At 58.0% G+C, this 21,118-nt stretch carries 15 protein-coding genes and 1 riboswitch; of the genes, 10 read left to right on the top strand and 5 right to left on the bottom strand.

The window, feature by feature from the left end:
- Positions 1 to 408 precede the first annotated feature (408 nt).
- The gene (locus tag HYPMC_RS07005) at positions 409 to 2,436 is read left to right on the top strand and encodes a molybdopterin-dependent oxidoreductase (RefSeq protein ID WP_013947165.1); all 2,028 of its coding nucleotides are present in this window, start codon (positions 409 to 411) and stop codon (positions 2,434 to 2,436) included.
- 28 nt (positions 2,437 to 2,464) lie between these two features.
- On the opposite strand, the gene crcB is transcribed toward HYPMC_RS07005, so the two are convergent.
- The gene (crcB, locus tag HYPMC_RS07000) at positions 2,465 to 2,896 is read right to left on the bottom strand and encodes a fluoride efflux transporter CrcB (RefSeq protein ID WP_013947164.1); all 432 of its coding nucleotides are present in this window, start codon (positions 2,894 to 2,896) and stop codon (positions 2,465 to 2,467) included.
- 51 nt (positions 2,897 to 2,947) lie between these two features.
- Positions 2,948 to 3,010: riboswitch (Fluoride riboswitch) on the bottom strand.
- Positions 3,011 to 3,256: 246 nt separating this feature from the next.
- On the opposite strand from crcB, the gene HYPMC_RS06995 reads away from it, so the two are divergent.
- The 6 genes from HYPMC_RS06995 (at position 3,257) to HYPMC_RS06975 (ending at position 11,431) form a co-directional block, all read left to right on the top strand.
- A complete protein-coding gene (locus HYPMC_RS06995) occupies positions 3,257 to 5,062 on the top strand; it encodes an ABC transporter ATP-binding protein/permease (protein WP_013947163.1) in 1,806 nt (601 codons plus the stop codon).
- Positions 5,063 to 5,960: 898 nt separating this feature from the next.
- Positions 5,961 to 6,083: a hypothetical protein gene (locus HYPMC_RS24870; protein ID WP_256380112.1), complete on the top strand. Its 123-nt coding sequence runs from the start codon at positions 5,961 to 5,963 to the stop codon at positions 6,081 to 6,083.
- A 227-nt stretch (positions 6,084 to 6,310) separates the two neighbouring features.
- On the top strand, positions 6,311 to 7,567 hold the full coding sequence (locus HYPMC_RS06990) for an HlyD family secretion protein (protein WP_013947161.1): 1,257 nt from the start codon (positions 6,311 to 6,313) through the stop codon (positions 7,565 to 7,567).
- The gene (locus HYPMC_RS06985) at positions 7,564 to 9,150 is read left to right on the top strand and encodes a DHA2 family efflux MFS transporter permease subunit (protein ID WP_013947160.1); all 1,587 of its coding nucleotides are present in this window, start codon (positions 7,564 to 7,566) and stop codon (positions 9,148 to 9,150) included. Before HYPMC_RS06990 ends, HYPMC_RS06985 begins: the two co-directional genes overlap by 4 nt.
- 226 nt (positions 9,151 to 9,376) lie before the next feature.
- Positions 9,377 to 10,450, top strand: a complete 1,074-nt coding sequence (gene gmd / locus HYPMC_RS06980; protein ID WP_013947159.1) for a GDP-mannose 4,6-dehydratase — start codon at positions 9,377 to 9,379, stop codon at positions 10,448 to 10,450.
- Between the two features lie 27 nt (positions 10,451 to 10,477).
- Positions 10,478 to 11,431, top strand: coding sequence for a GDP-L-fucose synthase (locus HYPMC_RS06975; RefSeq protein WP_013947158.1), 954 nt, complete (start codon positions 10,478 to 10,480; stop codon positions 11,429 to 11,431).
- Between the two features lie 13 nt (positions 11,432 to 11,444).
- On the opposite strand, the gene HYPMC_RS06970 is transcribed toward HYPMC_RS06975, so the two are convergent.
- The 3 genes from HYPMC_RS06970 to HYPMC_RS24160 all read right to left on the bottom strand — a co-directional run bounded on the left by HYPMC_RS06970 (position 11,445) and on the right by HYPMC_RS24160 (position 16,993).
- Positions 11,445 to 14,666, bottom strand: coding sequence for an efflux RND transporter permease subunit (locus tag HYPMC_RS06970; protein WP_041299838.1), 3,222 nt, complete (start codon positions 14,664 to 14,666; stop codon positions 11,445 to 11,447).
- Between the two features lie 11 nt (positions 14,667 to 14,677).
- Positions 14,678 to 16,018 (bottom strand): efflux RND transporter periplasmic adaptor subunit, encoded by a 1,341-nt coding sequence (locus HYPMC_RS06965; RefSeq protein WP_013947156.1) that lies wholly within the window; start codon positions 16,016 to 16,018, stop codon positions 14,678 to 14,680.
- A gap of 780 nt (positions 16,019 to 16,798) precedes the next feature.
- Positions 16,799 to 16,993, bottom strand: a complete 195-nt coding sequence (locus HYPMC_RS24160) for a hypothetical protein (protein ID WP_157135408.1) — start codon at positions 16,991 to 16,993, stop codon at positions 16,799 to 16,801.
- Between the two features lie 286 nt (positions 16,994 to 17,279).
- On the opposite strand from HYPMC_RS24160, the gene HYPMC_RS06950 reads away from it, so the two are divergent.
- Positions 17,280 to 18,560, top strand: a complete 1,281-nt coding sequence (locus HYPMC_RS06950) for a tetratricopeptide repeat protein (RefSeq protein WP_013947153.1) — start codon at positions 17,280 to 17,282, stop codon at positions 18,558 to 18,560.
- 24 nt (positions 18,561 to 18,584) lie between these two features.
- The gene (locus HYPMC_RS23170) at positions 18,585 to 18,908 is read left to right on the top strand and encodes a hypothetical protein (RefSeq protein ID WP_013947152.1); all 324 of its coding nucleotides are present in this window, start codon (positions 18,585 to 18,587) and stop codon (positions 18,906 to 18,908) included.
- A gap of 207 nt (positions 18,909 to 19,115) precedes the next feature.
- Here the strand turns inward: HYPMC_RS23170 and HYPMC_RS06940 are convergent, their stop codons facing one another.
- Positions 19,116 to 20,081, bottom strand: coding sequence for a transporter (locus HYPMC_RS06940; RefSeq protein ID WP_013947151.1), 966 nt, complete (start codon positions 20,079 to 20,081; stop codon positions 19,116 to 19,118).
- A 238-nt stretch (positions 20,082 to 20,319) separates the two neighbouring features.
- On the opposite strand from HYPMC_RS06940, the gene HYPMC_RS06935 reads away from it, so the two are divergent.
- A complete protein-coding gene (locus HYPMC_RS06935; RefSeq protein WP_013947150.1) occupies positions 20,320 to 21,108 on the top strand; it encodes a tetratricopeptide repeat protein in 789 nt (262 codons plus the stop codon).
- Positions 21,109 to 21,118: the final 10 nt, after the last annotated feature.

Raw genomic sequence — 21,118 nt, 5'->3', positions numbered from 1 at the left:
ACCCGCTAAGAATAGCAGCACATGGCATGGCGCGGTTGCGACAAGCCGCACCAGAAAACCTCGTGCAGAGCAGAGGCGACCAAGATGCAAAGCATCGAAGCTCGCCTCGGACACAGCAATCGTCCCGAAGGCCTGAGATCATCGCGTCGTCGTTTGCGAGCGACGCGGGTCATACCGTCAGTCTCCATCTGGGGCTCACGGGTGACACAGAACACGATGCAAGCCTGCCTGCTCGTGGATGCCTCTACTGCCGGATAAAACGCCATCGTGCGGTGCATTCATGCATAACCTAAGCTCCGATCACCCCTCGCCAATCCCGAACGTGCGCCCGACGCGAAAGCCTTTACCGGCGCTGAAATTCCGGACTAGATTTAAAGCGGCTCTACGCTTCCAGGAAGGTTCGGCGCAATGGCAACGCAGGCAATCGTCAAGACAACGTGTCCCCGGGACTGTTACGACGCGTGCGGCATGATCGTAAAAATGGCGAGCGACGGCGCGGTCTCGGTTGTCGGCGATCCCGATCACGACATGAGTCGCGGCAAGCTTTGCGGCAAGTGCTCGATTGCCTACAACGGCGTGTGGCGCAGCAAGACGGATCGGCTTACGACTCCGTTGAAGCGTGTCGGCCCGAAAGGATCGGGACAGTTTGCCGAGGTCTCCTGGGATGATGCCATATCGGAGATCGCGCAACGGCTGCAGAGCATTATCGCGACCGACGGCGGCCAAGCCATCCTGCAGACCCATTACACTGGAACGTGCTCGCTGATCGCCGGGCTGTTTCCGCTGCGTTTCTTCAATCGCATCGGAGCGACTGAAGTCGACCCTGACACGGTCTGCAACAAGGCGGGCCACGTCGCGCTTCAACTCGCATTCGGGGAATCGACCCGCGGGTTCGACCCACGCACGGTCAGTTCCAGCAAGTGCGTCTTGATCTGGGGGGCGAACCCGTCAGCCTCAGCGCCTCACGTCCATGAGCATTGGGTAGCGCGCAGCGGCGTCCCAACGATCGTCGTCGATCCGATCCGCCACGCGACGGCTGAAGCGGCCGACATTCATCTGCAGCTCTTTCCCGGCACCGACGCGGCGCTTGCCTTCGCAATGCTCGCCGTCATCAAATCGGCCGGAAAGCTCGACCGCGATTTTCTTGCACGCCATTGTATCGGCTGGGACGACATCGAACCGCAGCTCGACGCTTGCACGTTGAGTTGGGCGGAGGCAACGACCGGCGTTCCTGCGTCCCTCATCGAAAAAGCGGCGCTGCTCTATGCGGACGGCCCATCGCTGCTATGGATGGGACAAGGCTTCCAGCGCCAGACATTCGGCGGCAACGCCATGCGTTCGGTGGGCCTGCTGCCACCAGCGACAGGCAACATCGGAAAGCTCGGCGCCGGTTTCCTCTATCTCAACGGCTGGGACGCCCGAGGCGTCGACGGCGGTTATCTTTCCGCTTCGCATCTCAACGCCGATCCCCAATCCGTCAGCCATATGGATCTCGCGGCGCGGCTCGAAAGCGGCGAGACGAAAGCGCTCTTCACCTGGAATAACAACATCGCAGCCTCGAGCCCGGAGCAGGCGCGATTGCGTCAGGCGCTGAGGCGCGAGGATCTTCTCCAAGTCACGGTCGATCTATTCCAGACTGATACGGCCGACTACGCGGATTTCGTTCTGCCCGCGGCAAGCTTTCTGGAGTTCGACGACGTCGTCATGTCGTATTTTACTCATTCCGTCTCGGCACAGGTTGCAGCCCTTCCGCCGCTAGGAGACGCGCTCCCCAATCAGGAGATCTTCCGGCGCCTTGCGGCTGCAATGGGTCTCACCGATCCTGAGCTGCGTGAGACCGACGGCGTCATCATCGAAACGATTCTGAGCCAAGCGCGCCCAGGACTCGATTTCAAAACACTCGCAGCCGCAGGCACGATGTACGTGCCCGAAGACCCGAATGTTCAGTTTGCATCCCACGACTATCGCACGCCGTCAGGAAAGATCGAAATGACCGGCGCGCAATTTGTCGAGGCCGGATTGCCGTCAGCCCCTGCCCCACTATCGGAGCGCCGTCCGGCTCTGGGCGAATACCGCATGCTGTCGCCTGCCTCCGAATGGCTTATGAACAGCAGCTACGCCAATGACGGCAAGATCGCCCGCCGTCTGCAAATGTGCGAAGCTTGGCTCAATCCCTCCGACGCCGAAACGATCGGCGTCGAATCCGGGAACCGGTTGCAGGTGAGCAGCAAGACCGGCTCCATCGAGTTGAGTGTTGGCATTTCATCGGCGGTTCCAGCGGGCGTGCTGCTGGCACCCAAAGGCCAATGGCCGAAGGCATCAGCCTCCGGAGCCAATATCAACGTCCTCAACCCCGGAGAAAAAGCCGACCTCGCTCAAAGCTGCGCAGTGCACAGCATCAACGTCACGCTGGCGAAGTCCCAGATCGCGACCTGACACACTGCGCCGAAGGAAAGGAGACGCCCTAGGCGTCTTCTTCCAATGTCGTCTGTGCAATTTCCGTTGCGCCGCCGTTGAAGTAGGCGGCGACGAAGTGTCCTGCCGCCACGGCCAGGATGCAAAGCACGACGGACAACCCAATGTTGATCGCGGCGCGCCCGATAGCGCCCGAGCGGAGGAGATCGAGCGTCTGCAGACTGAATGACGAAAAAGTTGTAAAGCCCCCGCAAATCCCCACCATCACGAACAGGCGGAATTCTTCGCTGACCGGATAACGCCCATGCGCCAGGGTCAGCGTGCCGAAAAAGCCTATGATAAATGACCCGGCGATATTGATAAGGATCGTGCCCCACGGCAGCGTGCCGCTGATCGGAAGGGCAAGATATGACCCGGCATACCGACACAAAGTCCCGATAGCTCCGCCGAACATAACGACAAGACATGTCGTGAAATTCATATGAGGCTCCTCTTCAGCATTTCAGCCAACGGCCGTCTCCCGTCGGAAACGGCTATCGTAGGAGTCATCAGCCACAATGGCGGTTATCGGGGGAACCCCATCCCCATCGCTTACTCAAGTACACGATTTTCGGGACGGCCCAAACTAGCTTGTGTGCGTCACGAGTGCATCGGCGTTTGACGGCCCAGCCAAGTCGCGCGGCATCCCGCCAACGCTTGCAAATAATTAAGGTTCTGGCCACCCTCCGGAAATGTGCCTCGCGCCACCCTCGACGAAATGAGGAGCCACACGGCCTTGCGGATGGTTCAAAACCGCAGCTGGCCAGCTGAGGATGCAAGGCAACCGTGATGTGGAATTGTGATGGGAAATGATACGCGCTCGCGCCTGAGCGCGGTTTGGCAACTGACGACGCCCTACTTCTTCTCGAAAGATCCGGGTGTCGTTCGCATTAGCTCCCGACTGAAATTCACCGTTGCGGAACGCTGGATCGGCGGCAGCCTTCTCTTAGTCGTCCTGGCCATCGAATTCGGCCAGGTTGGGCTGTCCGTCCTGCTCAACAGCTGGAACGCCGAGTTCTACAACGCGCTTCAGACGAAAAACGTCGGCGCCTTCTGGCACCAGCTCGCCATATTCTCGGTGATCGCCGCGGCCTTCATCATCTCGTCGGTTTATCAGCTCTATCTCAATCAATGGCTGCAGATCCGGTGGCGGCGCTGGATGACGGAGCGCTATGTTCACCGCTGGCTCCAGAACAGCACCCACTACCGCATGCGTCTTCACGGCGAGACAGCCGACAACCCCGACCAGCGTATCGCTGAGGACATCGCGCTTTATATCGGACGAACACTCTCCCTCGGCATCGGCTTCCTGTCGTCGATCACGAGCCTCGTTTCATTCAGCATCATCCTGTGGGGAATTTCAGCCGAAGTCCCGCTGCAGATCGCCGGATATCACATCGGCGCCCATGGTTATCTCGTCTGGCTCGCAGCCATATTCGCGCTCGTGGCCAGCGTCGGTGCGCATCTCATCGGCCGCACATTGGCGAGCCTCAACTTTAGTCGCCAGCGGCGCGAAGCCGATTTTCGCTTCGGCTTGGTGCACCTTCGCGAGAACTCCGAACAGATCGCATTGCTGCGCGGCGAGAACGCAGAGCGTAATATCCTGCGCGATCGTTTCTCCGATATCGTCACCAACTGGCACGACATCATGCGGCGCCAGAAATTTCTGACGTTCTTCACGACTGGATACAATCAGATCGCTGTCGTGCTGCCGTTTCTCATCATGGCCCCGCATTACTTCGCAGGCGCAATCATGCTCGGCGTCATGACTCAAACGGCGGGCGCGTTCGGCCAGGTGCAATCGTCGATGTCGTTCTTCGTCAATTCCTATACCGACTTGGCGGAATGGATCGCCGTCGTCGACCGGCTTTCCGGCTTCTCCGATCAGATGCAGCTCGCCTCGACCGCGAGCGAGACATCCGCTGTCTCGATGGGCACGACGAATGCCAACGGGGTGCTGAGCCTTGCCGGCATTTCGCTTGCGACGCCCGGCGGCAAGAAGCTGTTGAACTCGGTGAATCTCAATATCGAACCGGGCGAGTCGGTGCTCCTGATGGCTCCATCAGGCGCCGGCAAGACAACGTTGCTGCGCACCATTCTTGGCTACTGGCCCCACGCGACGGGCGAGATCCTCACCAGATCCGGCGCCCGCCTCCTCGCGCTGCCGCAAAAGCCCTATTTCCCGCTGGGCTCCCTCCATAGCGTGCTCACCTACCCAGCGACGGAAGCCCAACCGTCGGACGAAGAAATCTCCGACATCCTAAAACTTACGGGCCTCGAACACCTGGAGCCATCTCTTAACGTCGTCGATCGCTGGAACAATATCCTCTCAGTCGGCGAGCAGCAGCGCATCGCGCTTGCACGCGCCATTCTGCTCCGTCCGGATATCCTTTTCCTCGATGAGGCAACGTCTGCGCTCGACGAGGCCGCCGAGGCGCGCGTCCTGACCGCGATACGAAACAAGCTGCCCGATACGGCCATTGTTTCCATCGGCCATCGCTCGTCGCTGCTGCAGCTTCACGACCGCGTCGTTCACGTCTCCGCAAGCGCGAGCGATGAAGAGCAGGCGCTAGCGGTACCGCCAAAGAGCGCTGCCGCCGCAGAGTAACCCCATCGCCGAGCCGCAATCTCTAAACCCGGCGGCCCTATCCGAAAGCTGTCCAATCCGTAAGGGCAAAACGCGCACAAGTGCGTGAGGACGCTGTTGCTCGCCAACTGAAAGCCCCCATCTCGTAACAAGGTGGCTAAGCGACGCGTACGACTTCCATTAGCCACGATGCCCGAATGGGAGAATAACAATGAAACCGACCGGACAAAGCTTTTTCGGCATGTTTGCTGGCGTGTTGCTGTTTTCGCTTCTCTTCACGGAAATCGCGATCGCGGCGGTGCACTGAGGCGGCAAAACTTCGCCGCTTCGCATCTGATCGCCTCTTCCTCTCTCCTCCCGCGAACGGCGCAGGCACAAGCGAGCCTGTGCCGTTTTGTTTTGCCGAGTCAGCTTTGGCTCGGCGCACGACAGCAACTCCGGCATTTATGTTTTCTACAGTCGGAGCAATTGCGCGAGTGTTCGTAAATCTTCCTTAGGTTTAAAACTTGGAAACCATCTCCTGCGCATCCTCTCGCCGAGGCTGATCCGGGCGGGGTAACGGCTCATCCATGCACCAATGAAGGAACCCGAGACCGACAACACAAATGTGTAGCCGGTCCCGGTACGGTGCTGGTTGACTGCTCCCCGCTGCATAACCAGCGCCGGGCGGCGAGGCGGTGGTCGCCTCGCCCGCTGTGCAGCAGCAAGAGCTTAAACCAAACCATCTTGAGATTTGGTGAGCCTGCCGAGTGAACGTTCCGGTATGCCGCCGACGAACGATCGCATGACGCCATCTGCCCCATATACCAAGAGATTATGGAATGGGCGCCGACCGCACTTATCTCCAATGCATCGCTTTCAACAGCGCCGACATCCAGTCAGGGACGAAACGGCGCTTGGGTGAATTGGAGATATGAAAATGAAAGTCGCAATCCTCGCAGTGGCGCTTCTGGTCTCTGGTGTTTCGGGCGCATTCGCATCGCCCCATTGCAACGGTGATTTCAAGACGTCCGGCACGGCACAGTGTTTCGTGATCCGGTAAAACCGCAAGACATAAGCCTACAAAAGAAGATGCATCTCGGAGGGGGAGCGCTGAACGGCGCGCCCCTTTTCTTCATTCTCGCCGACGTCGGCGCAAAGCGGGCACATCATTAAACACACGTATAGCTGGTCTTTCCAAACGTATGGCCAACGGCGCCAAAGGTTAAATAGCTGAGCTGCCGAGTGGTCTTTTATATCTTGGCAAGAGCCGAGATGGAGATGTGGACTATGTTGACCGCAGGCACCGACATCGTCGCAACCGAGGCGGCACCCGAAACGACGCACGTAATGGCGCACGAGACTGCGAAGTCTGAAAGCATGGTCCCGACGGCAAGGGAAATAATCGCGCCCGCGCCGAGCGCTTTACCGGATCAGGATTCTGCAAACACGGCGGGAAAATCGCATCATTGGCTACCCTTCGGTCCCCGGCACATTCTTATCGCTGTTGTTGCTGCGGCAGTTATCGGCAGCGGCATCTATACCGGCTGGAAATATTGGACCGGGTGGCGCTTTGAAGTCTCGACCGACGACGCATATGTGCAAGCTGACGTCGTCGCCATCGCTCCACAAGTATCCGGCGATATCGCCGCTCTGTACGTCGACGATAATCAGCGCGTCAAAGCCGGCCAGGTCCTCGCAATCATTGATCAGCGCGATTACAAGGCGGCCGTCGATCAGGCGAAAGCCGGCGTCAGACAGGCGGAAGCGGCCATTGCCACCGACCAGGCTCAGATCGGCGAACAGCAAGCCATCGTGAGCGAAGCCGAGGCGACCATCAAGGCCGACGAAGCGACCGAAAAATACGCCCAACAGAACAATCAGCGGTTCGGCACACTCGCAAACGAAGGATACGGTTCCGTTCAAGACGAGCAACAGGCGGCCTCGCAAATCGGCACGGCACAGGCCACGCTTGCGAAAGATAGGGCGGCACTGGAAGCAGCCAAAAAACAGATTGCGACGTTGACTGCCGAACTCAAGCAAGCACGGGCCATGCTTTCGCAGAACAATGCGACGCTTGAACAGGCGGAGATCAACCTAGGCTATACGACGATTACCTCACCGGTAGATGGCATCATCGGCGATCGCACGGTGCGGGTCGGTCAGTATGCCCAACCCGGAACCGAGCTGCTTGCGGTGGTGCCGCTCAAGAAGGCCTACATCATTGCCAACTTCAAGGAAACGGAACTCGCTGATGTCCGCCCCGGGCAGCCGGTCACGATTGCCGTAGACACATTCGACGACAACACCGTGCAGGGCTATGTCGGCAGCATCGCTCCGGCGAGCGGCCAGGAATTCGCTCTTCTCCCACCGGACAACGCAACGGGCAACTTCACGAAAATCGTCCAGCGCATCCCGGTGAAGATATACGTCGACCTGAACGATCCGTTTGCCGGCAAGCTGCGTCCCGGCATGTCGGTTATCACGACGATCGACACACGCCACAAAACGCCGTCCGCAAAGCCCACAACGAAGCAAGCGCCATGAGCGATGCTCCCGCCAGCCCAGACAGCGAGCGGGCCTCGCTACGGACATGGATCGCAGTTTCGGGATGCATGTTGGGTGCGCTTATCGCCGTCCTCGATATCCAGATCGTCAATTCGTCCCTGCCTGAAATCGAAGGCGGCATCGGCACCGGAGTCGATAATGGAACCTGGATCTCGACCTCGTATCTGATCGGCGAAATCATCATGATCCCGTTGACGGATTACCTCAGCCGCGTGTTTGGCTTCCGCCGCTTCCTGTTGTCGAACGTCGTGCTGTTCCTCATCTTCTCAGTCGCCTGCGCCTTTGCGGGCAATCTCAGCACCATGATCGTGATGCGCGGCTTCCAGGGCTTCACCGGCGGCGTCATGATCCCGATGGCCTTCACGGCCGTGTTGACAAAGCTCCCCGAAAGCCAGCGCCCCATCGGCTTGGCTGCATTCGCGCTCACCGCCACGTTCGGCCCCGCCATCGGCCCGACCATCGGCGGCATTCTCACCGAACAATACGGCTGGCCCTATATCTTCTTCGTCAATCTTGTTCCCGGCGCGGTGATGCTATCACTGCTTTACCCGACGCTCGATCGTCAACCGATGCAGCTTCGCCTTTTGCGGGAAGGCGATTGGTTCGGCATCGCGACAATGGCAATCGGTCTCGCCTGCCTGCAAACCGTCCTGGATGAAGGCAACAAGGACGATTGGTTTGGCTCGCCATTCATCGTGCATCTTGCGATCATCTCGGCGGTCATGCTGACGATCTTCGTCGTCATTGAACTCACCGTCGAGAAGCCCGCCGTGCAACTTCGCCTGCTCGCTCGACGGAGTTTCGGCCTCGGAACGTTGGCGAATACACTCGTCGGCTTCGCGCTGTTCGGATCAATCTATGTGCTTCCGGCGTATCTCGACGAGGTCCAGGGCTACAACGCCCAACAGATCGGCCTCGTGCTCGCATCGGCCGGACTTCCGCAGCTGCTCATCATTCCATTCGTCCCCTTCCTCTTGCAGCGTTTCGATGCCCGCTTGATCGTTTGCACAGGCCTCAGCATCTTCGCAGTCAGCTGCTTCATGAATACGCATTTGAGCTTCAACGACGCGGGACAACAGTTTTTCTATACCAACATCGTACGCGCCCTCGGCCAGGCGATCCTACTTTCGCCGCTCTCGGTTCTGGCGACGAACAGCGTGGCTCCGAAAGAGTCCGCAGCTGCGTCAGGCTTATTCAACATGCTGCGCAGCCTTGGAGGCGCGATCGGGACGGCGGCTCTCGCGACCATCATCACCAAGCGCGAACAATTTCATTCCAATATCATCGGTCAGTCGGTAACGCCTTACAATCTGACGGATCAATCCTTCCTTACCCGCATGCAGCACTATTTCGAAGCTCACAGCTTGCCGGACTCCGGACGCGCCTACCATCAAGCAGAAATTCTGCTCGGCAACCTTGTCGCCCAGCAGTCGCTGATCATGGCTTTCTCCGACGCGTTCTATGTCATGGCCGTCGTCCTGGTGGTCGCAGCAATTGCCGTCGTCTTCATGAAGGCGACGGAAGGGCACCAACCGGTTCATACAGCGACCGCCAGCCGATAACTTTCGGAATACCGAGAGCGACGTAAGTTTCTGCCGCAAATTTCATCGGCATCAGTTTCGAAAATAACTGCAAGCTTCGCAACAGCCTCGGACGGACCGTGCCGCCGTTTCAGCCCTCCCAAAAAATGTCTACGGACTGATCAAACAAAAAAAGAATCTCGCGCATTCGTATTGCGCTCAAAGCGACAACCCCACATAAATCTCGGCGGGACTTGGGGGAAATGGCATGAGCAAAAGCAAGACTGCATTGATTTCGGGTGTCACCGGTCAGGACGGCGCCTACCTTGTGCGCTTTCTTCTCGATAAGGGCTACGTCGTCCACGGCATTAAGCGACGATCGTCATCATTCAACACCCAACGCGTCGACGAAATCTATCAGGATCCGCATGAGGCGAGCACGTCATTCTTCATGCACTATGGCGACCTGACGGATTCAACCAACATCATCCGCCTCGTCCAGGAAACCCGGCCCGATGAAATCTATAATCTCGCCGCACAAAGCCACGTCCAGGTAAGTTTCGAGACGCCGGAATACACGGCAAACGCCGACGCCATGGGCGTGCTGCGTTTCCTCGAAGCGCTACGCATCCTCAAACTCGAGAATTCGGTCCGTTTCTATCAGGCTTCCACATCCGAGCTTTACGGCAAGGTGCATGAAACGCCGCAGAAGGAAGCGACGCCATTTTATCCGCGTTCGCCTTATGGCGTCGCCAAGCTTTATGCCTACTGGATCACCGTCAATTACCGCGAAGCCTACGGCATGCACACCTCGAATGGCATTCTGTTCAACCACGAAAGTCCGCTCCGCGGTGAAACCTTCGTGACCCGCAAGATCACGCGCGCCGTTGTTCGCATCGCCGCAGGTTTGCAGTCAGCACTTTATCTTGGCAATCTGGACGCCAAACGCGATTGGGGCCACGCGAAAGACTACGTCGAAGGCATGTGGATGATGGTCCAAAACGAAAAACCGGGCGACTACGTGCTAGCAACGGGAGAATCCCATTCCGTGCGCGAATTCGTTGGGCTAGCATTTGCCGAAGTCGGCAAGTCCATCGCCTGGAAGGGCCACGGTGTCGATGAGATCGGCTACGATGTCAAAACCGGTGACGAGTTGGTTCGCATTGATCCGCGCTATTTTCGTCCGACAGAAGTCGATCTCTTGCTCGGAGATCCAAGCAAGGCCCGCAACGAACTAGGCTGGCACCACAAGGTCGGCTTCCAGGAGCTCGTTAAAGAAATGGTCGCCGCCGACCTCGCGCTCCTCGAACGCGAAAGCTGGCGCAATAGCCTCAACGAATAGCAAGTGCGAAGACCATGCGAGGAAGCGATGTCTTTTGATCTGACCAACAAGCGCATATTCGTCGCCGGCCACCGCGGCATGGTCGGATCGGCGATCCTCCGTCTGCTACAGAACGAAAACTGCATCGTCCTGACGGTTGGTCGCGACCAGATCGATCTCCGAGATCAAGCGCGCGTCAGAGAGTGGTTCAATCGCGAAAAGCCGGACGCCGTGTTTCTTGCGGCAGCGAAAGTCGGCGGCATTCTCGCAAACGACACCTACCCGGCGGAATTTCTCTACGACAATCTCGCCATCGAAATGAACGTTATCGACGCAGCCTTCCGCAGCGGCGTCGAGAAGCTTTTGTATCTCGGTTCCTCATGCATCTACCCGAAGTTCGCGCCGCAACCGATCCCCGAAAGCGCCCTTCTGACGGGAAGTCTGGAGCCGACGAACGAATGGTACGCCATCGCCAAGATCGCCGGGCTGAAACTCTGCGAAGCCTATCGCCGTCAGTATGGCGCCGATTTCGTCTCGGCGATGCCGACCAATCTTTACGGCCCGGGCGACAACTATGATCCGCTCAAAAGCCATGTCATCCCGGCACTTTTACGCAAAGTACATGACGCGAAGAAGTCCGGCGCCGGAGAAATTACCATCTGGGGCTCGGGCACACCGCGACGCGAATTTCTTCACGTCAATGATGCTGCCCGCGCCGTTGTGCATTTGATGAAAGTCTATTCAGGTTCTGAGCATGTCAATGTCGGCACGGGCGAAGACATCACCATTCTCGACCTAGCGCGCTTGGTATGCGACGTCGTCGGCTTCAACGGCAAGATCGTCACCGATCCGACGAAGCCCGACGGCACGCCGCGCAAGCTGCTCGACGTCTCCAAGCTGAAGGCCACGGGCTGGACGCCGCGCTACGGCCTGCGCGACGGCCTCACCGAAGCCTACAACTGGTTCAAGGATAACGAAGCGACGGCGCGGTTGACGGCCTGATTGCAGCCCGCACCTATTCCGCGGCCGCAGGAACAGCCGTTGGCGTCCGTTTCGCCGCTGCGGCACGCGAACCAAACCAAATTGACAGCGCCGGCAGTACGAGCAGTGTCAGCAGCGTTGCGCTCAACAACCCGCCAATGACGACCGTTGCCAGCGGCCGCTGCACTTCCGCCCCCGTTCCCGTTGCGAGCGCCATCGGCAAAAACCCGAGCGACGCGACAAGCGCCGTCATCACGACAGGCCGCAAACGGGCCAGCGCACCCTGGCGTATTGCTTCCGCCGCCGGCAATCCCGCCGCCATCAGTTGCTTGATGTATGTCAGCATGACGAGCCCGTTGAGAACCGCGACACCCGATAACGCGATAAAGCCGACCGCGGCCGAAACCGAGAACGGCATGTCGCGAAACCAAAGAGCAATGACGCCGCCGGTCAAAGCGAGTGGGACAGCGCTGAATACCAGGATGGCATCGCGTGGTGAGCCAAGGGCGGAATAGAGCAGCAGAAAGATCAGCAGAAAACAGGCTGGCACAACGACGGCGAGACGCTGCTGCGCTGCAGCCATATTTTCAAACTGGCCGCCCCAGGCGATGTAATAGCCCGTCGGCAGCTTCACCTCTTCTGCGACCTTCGTTTGTGCCTCCGCGACGACGGACGCGATATCGCGCCCGCGCACGTTTGCCGTCACGACGATGCGCCGCTTGCCATTCTCGCGTGAGACCTGGTTCGGTCCCTCAGTCACGGCAAAGCTCGCAACTTGTTCCAGCGGAATGGTGGCAATGCGGCCTGCGCTGTTCGGCGGTAACGCAACAGGAATGTGCTTCAGCTTTTCGAGATCCGCGCGCATCGCGTCCGGCAACCGGACGACAACAGGAAACTGCCTATCGCCTTCGAAAATCACCCCGGCAGAGCGCCCGGCCATCGCCGCGCCGATCACCTCTTGCACAGCGAACGCGCTCAATCCGAACCGCGCGATCTCGTTCTTCTTCAGCTTGATCTCAAGGAACGGCAGACCTTGAGCTTGTTCGATACTGACGTCCGTCGCACCCTCCGTGCCGCGTAAAATCCGGGCGATCGCATTTGCGCCCTCCAGCATCTGGCCGAATTCATCGCCGAAAACTTTAACGGCGAGATCACCACGCGCACCGGCTAGCAGCTCGTTGAAGCGCATCTGAATTGGTTGCGAGAACGAAAAGTTATTTCCTAGAAGCTTTTCGAGCTTCTCCTGAATTTTCCCAACGAGCGCTTGCTTGCTGAGCGAAGGATCAGGCCATTCCGATTCCGGCTTCAGAATAATAAATGTATCCGAAACGTTCGGCGGCATCGGATCGGATGCAACCTCGGCAGTGCCCGTCTTGGAATACACAAGCGAAACCTGCGGAAACGAGCTGACGATTTTTTCGACTCTAAGCTGCATATCCTGCGATTGCGTCAGCGACGTACTCGGTATCCGCATCGCATGCATCGAGAGGTTCTTCTCATCAAGCGTCGGGATGAACTCCTGCCCGAGCCGTCCGAACAGCATCAGCGCTCCGGCAAAGAGCGCCACGCCCACCATGATCGGTAGCAAAGGCCTGTTGAGCGTCGCGCGAAGCAGAGGTTCATACACACTCTTGATCGCCCGAACAGGCAAGCTCTCGGCCTCGACAACACGCCCGCTGATTGCAACCGCAATGGCCGCTGGAACGAATGTCAGCGACAGAACGAAAGCCGCGATGAGCGCCATGATAACGGTGACCGCCATCGGCTCGAACATTTTTCCTTCAACGCCGGAAAACGTCAGCAGCGGCACATAAACTAGAATAATGATCGCCTGACCGTAGACGGACGGCTTGATCATCTCCTCCGCCGACTTGGTCACCGTTTCCAAGCGTTCATCGAGACTGAGCACACGCTTCAAAGCGTGCTGTCGCTCAGAAATCTGTCTCAGTGCATTCTCGACGATGATGACAGCACCGTCGACGATCAGACCAAAATCGAGCGCACCGAGGCTCATCAAGTTGGCGCTGATCTTCGCCTGTACCATCCCGGTGAGCGTCAGCAGCATGGCAATGGGTATGACCAGCGCCGCTATAACCGCTGCACGAATATTCCCGAGCAGAACGAACAGAACAACAACGACAAGAAGCGCACCTTCGAGCAGGTTCTTTGCGACCGTCGAAATGGTGGCATCGACCAGCACGGTCCGGTCAAGCACCGGTCGCAACGCAATGCCCGGTGGCAGCGACTTCGAAAGCTCGTCGATCTTTTTACTGACGGCCGACGACACCGTCCGGCTGTTCTCGCCAATCAGCATTAGCGCCGTGCCGACGACGGCCTCCTGCCCGTTAATGCTTGCACTGCCGGTGCGCAACTCGCGGCCGATCGTGACCTGCGCGACGTCTTTAATCCTCACCGGCGATCCGCCACGCGTCGTCACGACGACGTTGCCGATATCGGGCATGTTTTCGAGCCGTCCGGTGCTGAGAACCGCAAGCCCCTCGCCGCTTTGCTCGAAAATGCCGGCCCCGCGGTTGACGTTATTTTTCTCAAGCGCTTCGACGATGTCACCAAAGGAAAGATTGAGGGCTGTCAGACGCGCGGGATCCGCTTGCACGAGATATTGCTTCTCGTATCCACCGATAACGTCGACGCCAGCGATTCCGGGAACGCTCGCGATCTGCGGTTTGATGATCCAATCCTGGACCGTACGCAGATAGGCGCCACGCTCGATATCGTTGGTCAGACGTTGACCCTCGGGCGTCACATAAGAGCCATCGCTTTGAGGCCCGACCTCGCCCATCTGTTCGCTTTTGGACGCGAAAGCCACGGTCCACATATAGATTTCACCAAGGCCGGTCGAAATCGGACCAAGGCTCGGCTTAGCATCTGCCGGCAGTCGCTCGTCCACTTCGCGCAAGCGCTCGCTGATTTGCTGGCGCGCGAAATAGATATCGGTGCTTTCGGTAAAAACCGCCGTGACTTGCGAAAAGCCGTTGCGACTAAGCGAGCGCGTGTATTCAAGACCCGGTATCCCCGCAAGCGCCGTCTCGATCGGAAACGTCACCTGCTTTTCGATATCGAACGGCGGCAACGATGGCGCGACGGTATTGATCTGAACCTGATTGTTCGTGATGTCGGGAACGGCGTCGATCAGCAGCCGATTAAGCGACCATACGCCGTAGCTTGCGGCGAGCAGTGTCAGGAGAATGACAAGCCAACGACGGCGGACCGAAAATTCAAGCACCTGTGCAATCATCGGGAGCGTCCTCAATGCGAATGCGTAGCTTCGGATTTCCCGCTCTCGGCCTTGAGCAGGAACGTGTTCGTCGCCGCAACCGTCTCGCCCGGCTCAATCCCAGCGACGATCTCAACAGACGAGCCATCAGTGCCGCCGACCGTCACTTTGCGCGCTGCGAAGCCGTGTTCGGTGCGGACATAAACAATCGTCTCACCCTTGACTGTCTGCAGCGCGGTTTTCGGAAGCTTCAGCCCAACCGGTTTCGTTCCAAAAAGAATGTCCGCGTTGACGAACGAACCCGGCCGTAGCGCCAGATCCTTATTCTCGACCGACGCGATGACGCGCGCCGTCCGCGTCTCCTCATTGATCATCGGGCTCGTAAAGATGATTTTTCCCGATGTCGTCTCGGCCGGTTGGCTGCCGCTGACCAGCACGCTCTGTCCCTCTTTGATATCGGGAAGGTGACTGATCGAAACGGCAAGCTCGATCCACACCACCGAAAGATCGGCAATGGCATAAAGCTCCTTGGCTTCGCCCTCGCGCCCGACGGGTGTTCCGAGATCGACAAGCTGCTCGACAATGCGCCCGCCGATCGGCGCGCGAATTTCGTAACGTTGCAGGTTCGTTGCGGATTGGCCGCGCTGCTTTAACGTTTGGATGTCCAATTCGCTGACGCCCAGAGCAGCAAGCTTCTGATGCGCGAGGCCTCGTCGGACTTTCGCTTCGGTATCGGTAGCCTGCGCCCGCAAATAGCGCTGCTCCGCCGAAATCTGCTTCTCGTAGAGCGTTTTTTCGCGATCGAAGAGCGTCTCTTGCAGGTTCGCGTTGACAAGCGCGTTGATGTATTCGCTCTTCGCATCGGCCACTTCCCGGCTGTCCAGGATGGCGACGACTTCATTCTTCGCGACGACATCGCCAAGGCGCTTCTTCAACTCGGCCACTGTGCCGACAACCTGGGCTGCAACGCGCCCCACGCGATTGCGGTCTGCGATCACCGTTCCCGGCACTGTCAGGCTCCGATCGAGCACACCCGCTCCGGCTTCCGTCAACGCAATGCCTTCGGCATCGATCCGATCCTGCGAGACTTCGAGGCCCTCATGATGCTCGTGACCGGCTTCTTCGCCGTGCGCAGCATCCGATCCGTTTTCCTCGTTTACGGCCTCTCCACCGGCGTCATGTGCATGCCCCTCGTCATGCTGATGTCCGCTTTCCGAATGACCCTTGGTCTCCGCTGGCGCGTGCGCCTTGGCGTCGCTTGAGATGGTGAAAAACCTGGAAAGGCCAGGTGCGAAAGTAGCCGCGCAAAGCACGGCCAGTGCCAGAGCAGCGGCGCACAAGCGCCCGCCACCAGCGATCAGCATTCGCTGCATGTCGAAACAATCCACGTGTTGCGGAGACCGCTTAGGGCGCCGCGTTGCGATTTTGACGGAGGTTCACGCGATCGCGGCGCGCAGAAAGAGACTGCGCAGCCACGTCATCGCGATTGAAAAGCGCTTTAAACGCGCGGCGGCTTGAACAGCGGCCCCGGACCTTCCAACGGCCCATCGAGCGTTTCCCATGCTGTATAGGTGACCGGCGCCATAGCCTCGGTGCGGGTGGGGAGACTCGGTTTCGAAATCAGATGCTGAACGGAAAAACAAAGGACGCAATGCTGCCCTGAGAGCCCCTGAGGAACCTCCGAATCTTGCGATGTTTTTTTCGCGTCGATGCCATGGCCTGCACAATTCTCATGCCCATGCTCGGCAATCGCATGCGACAGACTGAAGGGACCGCTGAGAGCCATCATAAGTAATGCAAGCAACGCACACACGACCGACCGTCCGCTGCGTGTGGCAGCGAGAGACGATTTTGAGGTGTGGTTTGCCGAATGGTGCATCGCGATTAGGTTTATGTCCAAACTCTACTTAGTCAAGACCCTGAACCGCCGACAGCGAACCGTCACATGGACTCTGCCTCCAAATGTTTCGGCCAAACCGAAAGAGTACTGCGCAGTATCGGGATTGATTTTGTTGCAAGCTCACAACATATCGAAAGATATGTCGCGACGGGATTGCCAATGCGACATCTTACAAACACTTTCCAGCGGCAATATGAGTTGGAAGATGTTTAAATAGCGCATGCTCACTCGCTTCGTCAGATATCTGATCACATCAGCGGTCCTGCTCGCGACATCCGTCGCAGGCTTGCCGCTGGTTCTGTGTGTGAGCAGCACCCATAGCGTTGCGGTCGAGATCGAGCGTCTTCACCACGACACGCAATCCGGATCGAACGATCACTTCGTTCTCTTCTCGAATTCCCACGCGCAAGCCGAATCCGAGCCCTGCACAGATTACCGGCTTCAGCATGCATCGTTTTTCAAACAACCGCATCAGTCCAAGCCGTCTGACCGGAATGGCGCGAATTTAGGTGGTTACGCACCGGCTCTTCTACCCACGTCCGGCGAGCTGCTTGCCGCGCGCTTTCACTGCGCCATCTCACACGCAACGTTTGATGATCCGCTCCATCTGCGGTCCACGCTTAGCGACCGCCGCACGATTGTTCTCCAGATTTAGAGCGCGGCCCCCAGTGCATTGATTGCGCTCCGCGCCGCTGGCGCGGGCAAATCCATCTTGCTTTATTGGAGAAAAACTCATGCCAATTTTTGTTGGCAGGGAGAGGTCGTGTTCTGCTGCCTTGGCTCGCCAAGCGTCCAAGATCGCAACGACGATCCCAGCCATATCGCCGACGACACTCCTGACTGCGGCGCTGAGCACAGCAATTGCACTCACTGCAACCGCTTTCAGCTCACACATCGCGCTCGGCGCAACGCCTGATGACGCACCGGCGTCGACAGCAGCTATCGAAACGCAACGCGCACAACACCTCGCTGACAAGGCAAACCGTGCCTACGGCAGTGGCGAATACAAAACTGCAGTGGAGCTCTATTCCGTGCTTCTTCAGCTCCAACCGAACGACGCGCGCGTCTTCTATAATCGGGCGAACAGCTATTCCAAGCTGGATGAGTTCGATAGGGCGCTCGCTGACTATACCGCTGCCATCGCCCGCGCGCCGGATTTCGCAGCCGCTCTAGTTAATCGCGGAAGCCTTCATTTTCGAGCCAAGCGCTTCGACGAAGCACTTTCGGATTACGACACCGCGGCCAAGATACGACCCGACGATCGCTTCATCGCCTACAATCGCGGCTTGATCCTGGCGCAGCAAGGGCGGTTGGAAGAAGCGAACAAAGCCTTCGACCGCGTGCTTGAGGTATCATCGACCTATGCACCCGCCTACGCCGAGAAAGGCTTTCTCTCTCTGCAACAAGGTGACAGCGACAAAGCCAGAACCCAATTCGAGACCACGCTTAAATACCAGCCCGCAAACGCACGCGCCGAAGCTGGACTAAAGAGGCTCGATGATAATACAGCCGCCGCCGATCGTCTCTCGAGAGAAGTTGTACACGCCAAACTGATCGCGGACCTCATTCGGGACATCGACGAGACATGCTTCACCAACGGCGAGGACACCCGTGCTCTAGGCCGCGCTGTTGAAGCCACGCCTTGGCGGGGCCAACCGACAATGACATCGGCTGGACTGAAAACCTGGACCGGCAAGACAAGCTTTGGCAAAGCACGTCTTGTCCTTGCACAATCTGTCCAGCAACCGGGACGGACTGTCTGTTCCATTACGATCGAAGGCATCACGCCTCATCTGTTCAAGGATTTTAGAGCGGCTTTTAACGAACACACCGAGACGGCGGCGACCAAAACAGCCACCGTGGAGACCGCTGACGGAGCCGGTTCAGAACATCTCGAATATTGGACGCCGCATCACCACGGCTGTGACGTCCACACCGTCATCCTGAATTCCACTAAAGACAATCGCCTCACGGTGCGCATGACGCATGGAAATAAGCGTCCCGCCGAAATGTGAACCCATTCGAAAGGATCTTTGACAATGACACTGAACCACAAACAAAACCGCTCGCTCGCCGCTTGCGCGGCATTCGCATTCATCTTTGCAGGTACGGTATCGGCGGCGGCGAACTCATACGCTCCGGCATTTTTTGTCGGCGACAAGGCAGCGACTCTCAACCCTGTCGATGCGCGCGACTACCGCCATTGCCATCATATGGCGAGACGTGCCTATTGCCATGTCTCCGATAATCTGCCGCGCAATTGGCCGCCGCATTCGGATCGCTCTCCATCCGCGCGGGACCAGCGCTCGCCCTCCGAGGCAAGCAAAAGCCGGCTGCAAACGACGATCCCGTATCCGCGCTAATCGCTGCAGCACCGCCTTGACGGCAACTCGTCTTTTCTTGGCGCCCTTGCATCTCAATTTTTACATCGATTGAGACAACTCAAAAAGAAAAAGGCCCCGGACTTCGGGTAAAAGCCGGGGCCAAAGTTGAGGTCTGTAACGCTGGGACTATTAAGCAAACCGGCATGGCATTAAACACCCGGCAAGCCCCTCCGTAGTTCTACGTCGTCAGAACGAAAGCCGTGTCGTGACGATCCAGTTGCTATCGTAAGTCGGCGTGAGAACCGGGGATGTCGTCTTCGGCGAAACCGCAAACTGATAGCCTGCGCCGACGATCAGATTGCTGTCGTCACACAGTTTGAAACGACCAAGAATGAGACCGGGCGTCAAAAAGACTTGGTCTTTGCCGCTTCGCTCGCCGTCGGCCCAATGCGTATAGTTGACTTCGAATTCGGGCCAGAAATATTTCGCAAGATGATATTGAAACGCGACGTTGGTAACGACGGACGTCCCGATTTCACTTTCGCGTTCCAACGGAATGGGAACGCTGACCGTCGCCTGAATATCGAAATCGCCCCAGCCTTTGCCCGCCGCCAACGTCGGCGTCACGACCCACGCATCGTTCGTAAAAGGATCGTCGCCGGTCGGAGCCTGCACGCCGAAAAACGCCGACACGATGTAATCGCCATTTTCTTTGTTGGCGCTGATAAGCCGCTGCTTGATGGTGACAGCGGGCCAGTCCCCCCAACCGGACGCCTGTTTGGCATGCGTCCGCTCTTCATAGGGTGGCAGGTTGATCAGTACTTCATTGGTCATCGTCGGAATGAATTCGAAGCCCTTGCCGCCGTCGTAGACATTCTGATGCGCCCCATTTCCCATCTGCTCAAAAAACTGGTCGGACCGAAACTCTTGTTCTAACCGCGGCGTCACGGTCGCGAGCGGTGTCATCCAATCCGGCTGTGAGGCTTTTGCGGCGTGCGCAATTTCCTGCCAACGCTGAAAGAAGTCCTGGATGGCGTCCCCTGCGTCCTCATCGGACGACGTCGCGCCGAGATAGCTGGGTGACGGAATATTCAAATCGTGAAGAGATGAACTGCCGTTCGCCGATGTTTGCAGCAAATCGCCTGCAGTAGCCGGAGCGACGCCGACTCCCATGAACACGAGCGTCGTCCCAAGCGCTTTAGCTATCCCCATTGCAGTCCCCCAGAGGCATATATCCTCAAAGCTATATCGCGAGAGTCTCACAACCGTCGCGCCGGGAACATCACATCGGTAATAGCTGGTCCGTATTCATACGGATCTAGGAAAGCCGGATGCAGGTGGGCAGGAGACCATTCGTGGGGATTATTCCGGGGCTGTTCGAGAACCAATAGCGGCATCCTCTATCGCCGCTGCGCTGTCCCGATTGCCAACACGTCGGAGACCGAACGCCATGCTCTTCTCGCGCACATCAATCAACATGTTCGCCCTCGCGATAGCCGTCTCGTCGCTATCGGCAGCGTCATCTGCATGGGCGGCGGGCGGCGACCAATGTGCCGATGCGGCGACGCCTGCACTGCACATCTTTGCATGCACCGCGACCATCGAAGGTAACGCATTGGACTCTCAGAAAGTCGAGATTGCGTATGTCAATCGCGGTCTCGCCTATTTTGCCACGAAGGACTTTCCGAAGGCCGTTGCCGACTTCGATCAGGCCGTCGCGTTAGCTCCGCGAGATGTCGGCGCTTATGAAGCGCGTGCCATCGTCTTCGCCTCGGAGCGCGACTACACACATGCAATTGCAGATGACCGCAAAGCTATCGATATCGATCCGCTAAGCACGCGGGCGTACAACAACCTAGCGAACGCATATAAGGCTGAGGGGCATCTGCAGGACGCGCTAGCAAGCTATGATCGCGCCATTGAGCTGTCCCCAAATGAACCGACCCTTTATTTCAATCGGGGAAATACACTACGCGCGCTCGGTCGCGCGAAGGATGCAATCCACGATTACGATTATGCCATCACACTTAACGGCAAGTTTTTGAACGCCTACATCGCCCGCGGAAATACGCGCGCCGCCGGCCACGACTTGAAAAATGCCGAGGCTGACTTCGATCGCGTTCTCACCATCGATCCGATGAACAATGCAGCGATTACCAATAAGCTCGCGATTGAGAAATTGCGCGAAAGTCAGTCTCGCGCACCGCTTGGTCAATCAATCGCGACAACGACCAAATAAAAACAGGGAC

Origin of the sequence: Hyphomicrobium sp. MC1, assembly GCF_000253295.1 — a bacterium.
In the GTDB taxonomy this organism is placed as follows: Bacteria; Pseudomonadota; Alphaproteobacteria; order Rhizobiales; family Hyphomicrobiaceae; genus Hyphomicrobium_B.
The sequence above is the reverse complement of the archived record's forward strand: the minus strand, read 5'-3'. Positions and strand labels throughout refer to the sequence as shown.

Excerpts from the sequence above, each read along its gene's own strand:
- HYPMC_RS07005 (WP_013947165.1), top strand. The coding sequence starts at position 409 with ATGGCAACGCAGGCAATCGTCAAGACAACGTGTCCCCGGGACTGTTAC.
- crcB (WP_013947164.1), bottom strand. The coding sequence starts at position 2,896 with ATGAATTTCACGACATGTCTTGTCGTTATGTTCGGCGGAGCTATCGGG.
- HYPMC_RS06995 (WP_013947163.1), top strand. The coding sequence starts at position 3,257 with ATGGGAAATGATACGCGCTCGCGCCTGAGCGCGGTTTGGCAACTGACG.
- HYPMC_RS24870 (WP_256380112.1), top strand. The coding sequence starts at position 5,961 with ATGAAAGTCGCAATCCTCGCAGTGGCGCTTCTGGTCTCTGGTGTTTCG.
- HYPMC_RS06990 (WP_013947161.1), top strand. The coding sequence starts at position 6,311 with ATGTTGACCGCAGGCACCGACATCGTCGCAACCGAGGCGGCACCCGAA.
- HYPMC_RS06985 (WP_013947160.1), top strand. The coding sequence starts at position 7,564 with ATGAGCGATGCTCCCGCCAGCCCAGACAGCGAGCGGGCCTCGCTACGG.
- gmd (WP_013947159.1), top strand. The coding sequence starts at position 9,377 with ATGAGCAAAAGCAAGACTGCATTGATTTCGGGTGTCACCGGTCAGGAC.
- HYPMC_RS06975 (WP_013947158.1), top strand. The coding sequence starts at position 10,478 with ATGTCTTTTGATCTGACCAACAAGCGCATATTCGTCGCCGGCCACCGC.
- HYPMC_RS06970 (WP_041299838.1), bottom strand. The coding sequence starts at position 14,666 with ATGATTGCACAGGTGCTTGAATTTTCGGTCCGCCGTCGTTGGCTTGTC.
- HYPMC_RS06965 (WP_013947156.1), bottom strand. The coding sequence starts at position 16,018 with ATGCAGCGAATGCTGATCGCTGGTGGCGGGCGCTTGTGCGCCGCTGCT.
- HYPMC_RS24160 (WP_157135408.1), bottom strand. The coding sequence starts at position 16,993 with ATGCTGAAGCCGGTAATCTGTGCAGGGCTCGGATTCGGCTTGCGCGTG.
- HYPMC_RS06950 (WP_013947153.1), top strand. The coding sequence starts at position 17,280 with ATGCCAATTTTTGTTGGCAGGGAGAGGTCGTGTTCTGCTGCCTTGGCT.
- HYPMC_RS23170 (WP_013947152.1), top strand. The coding sequence starts at position 18,585 with ATGACACTGAACCACAAACAAAACCGCTCGCTCGCCGCTTGCGCGGCA.
- HYPMC_RS06940 (WP_013947151.1), bottom strand. The coding sequence starts at position 20,081 with ATGGGGATAGCTAAAGCGCTTGGGACGACGCTCGTGTTCATGGGAGTC.
- HYPMC_RS06935 (WP_013947150.1), top strand. The coding sequence starts at position 20,320 with ATGCTCTTCTCGCGCACATCAATCAACATGTTCGCCCTCGCGATAGCC.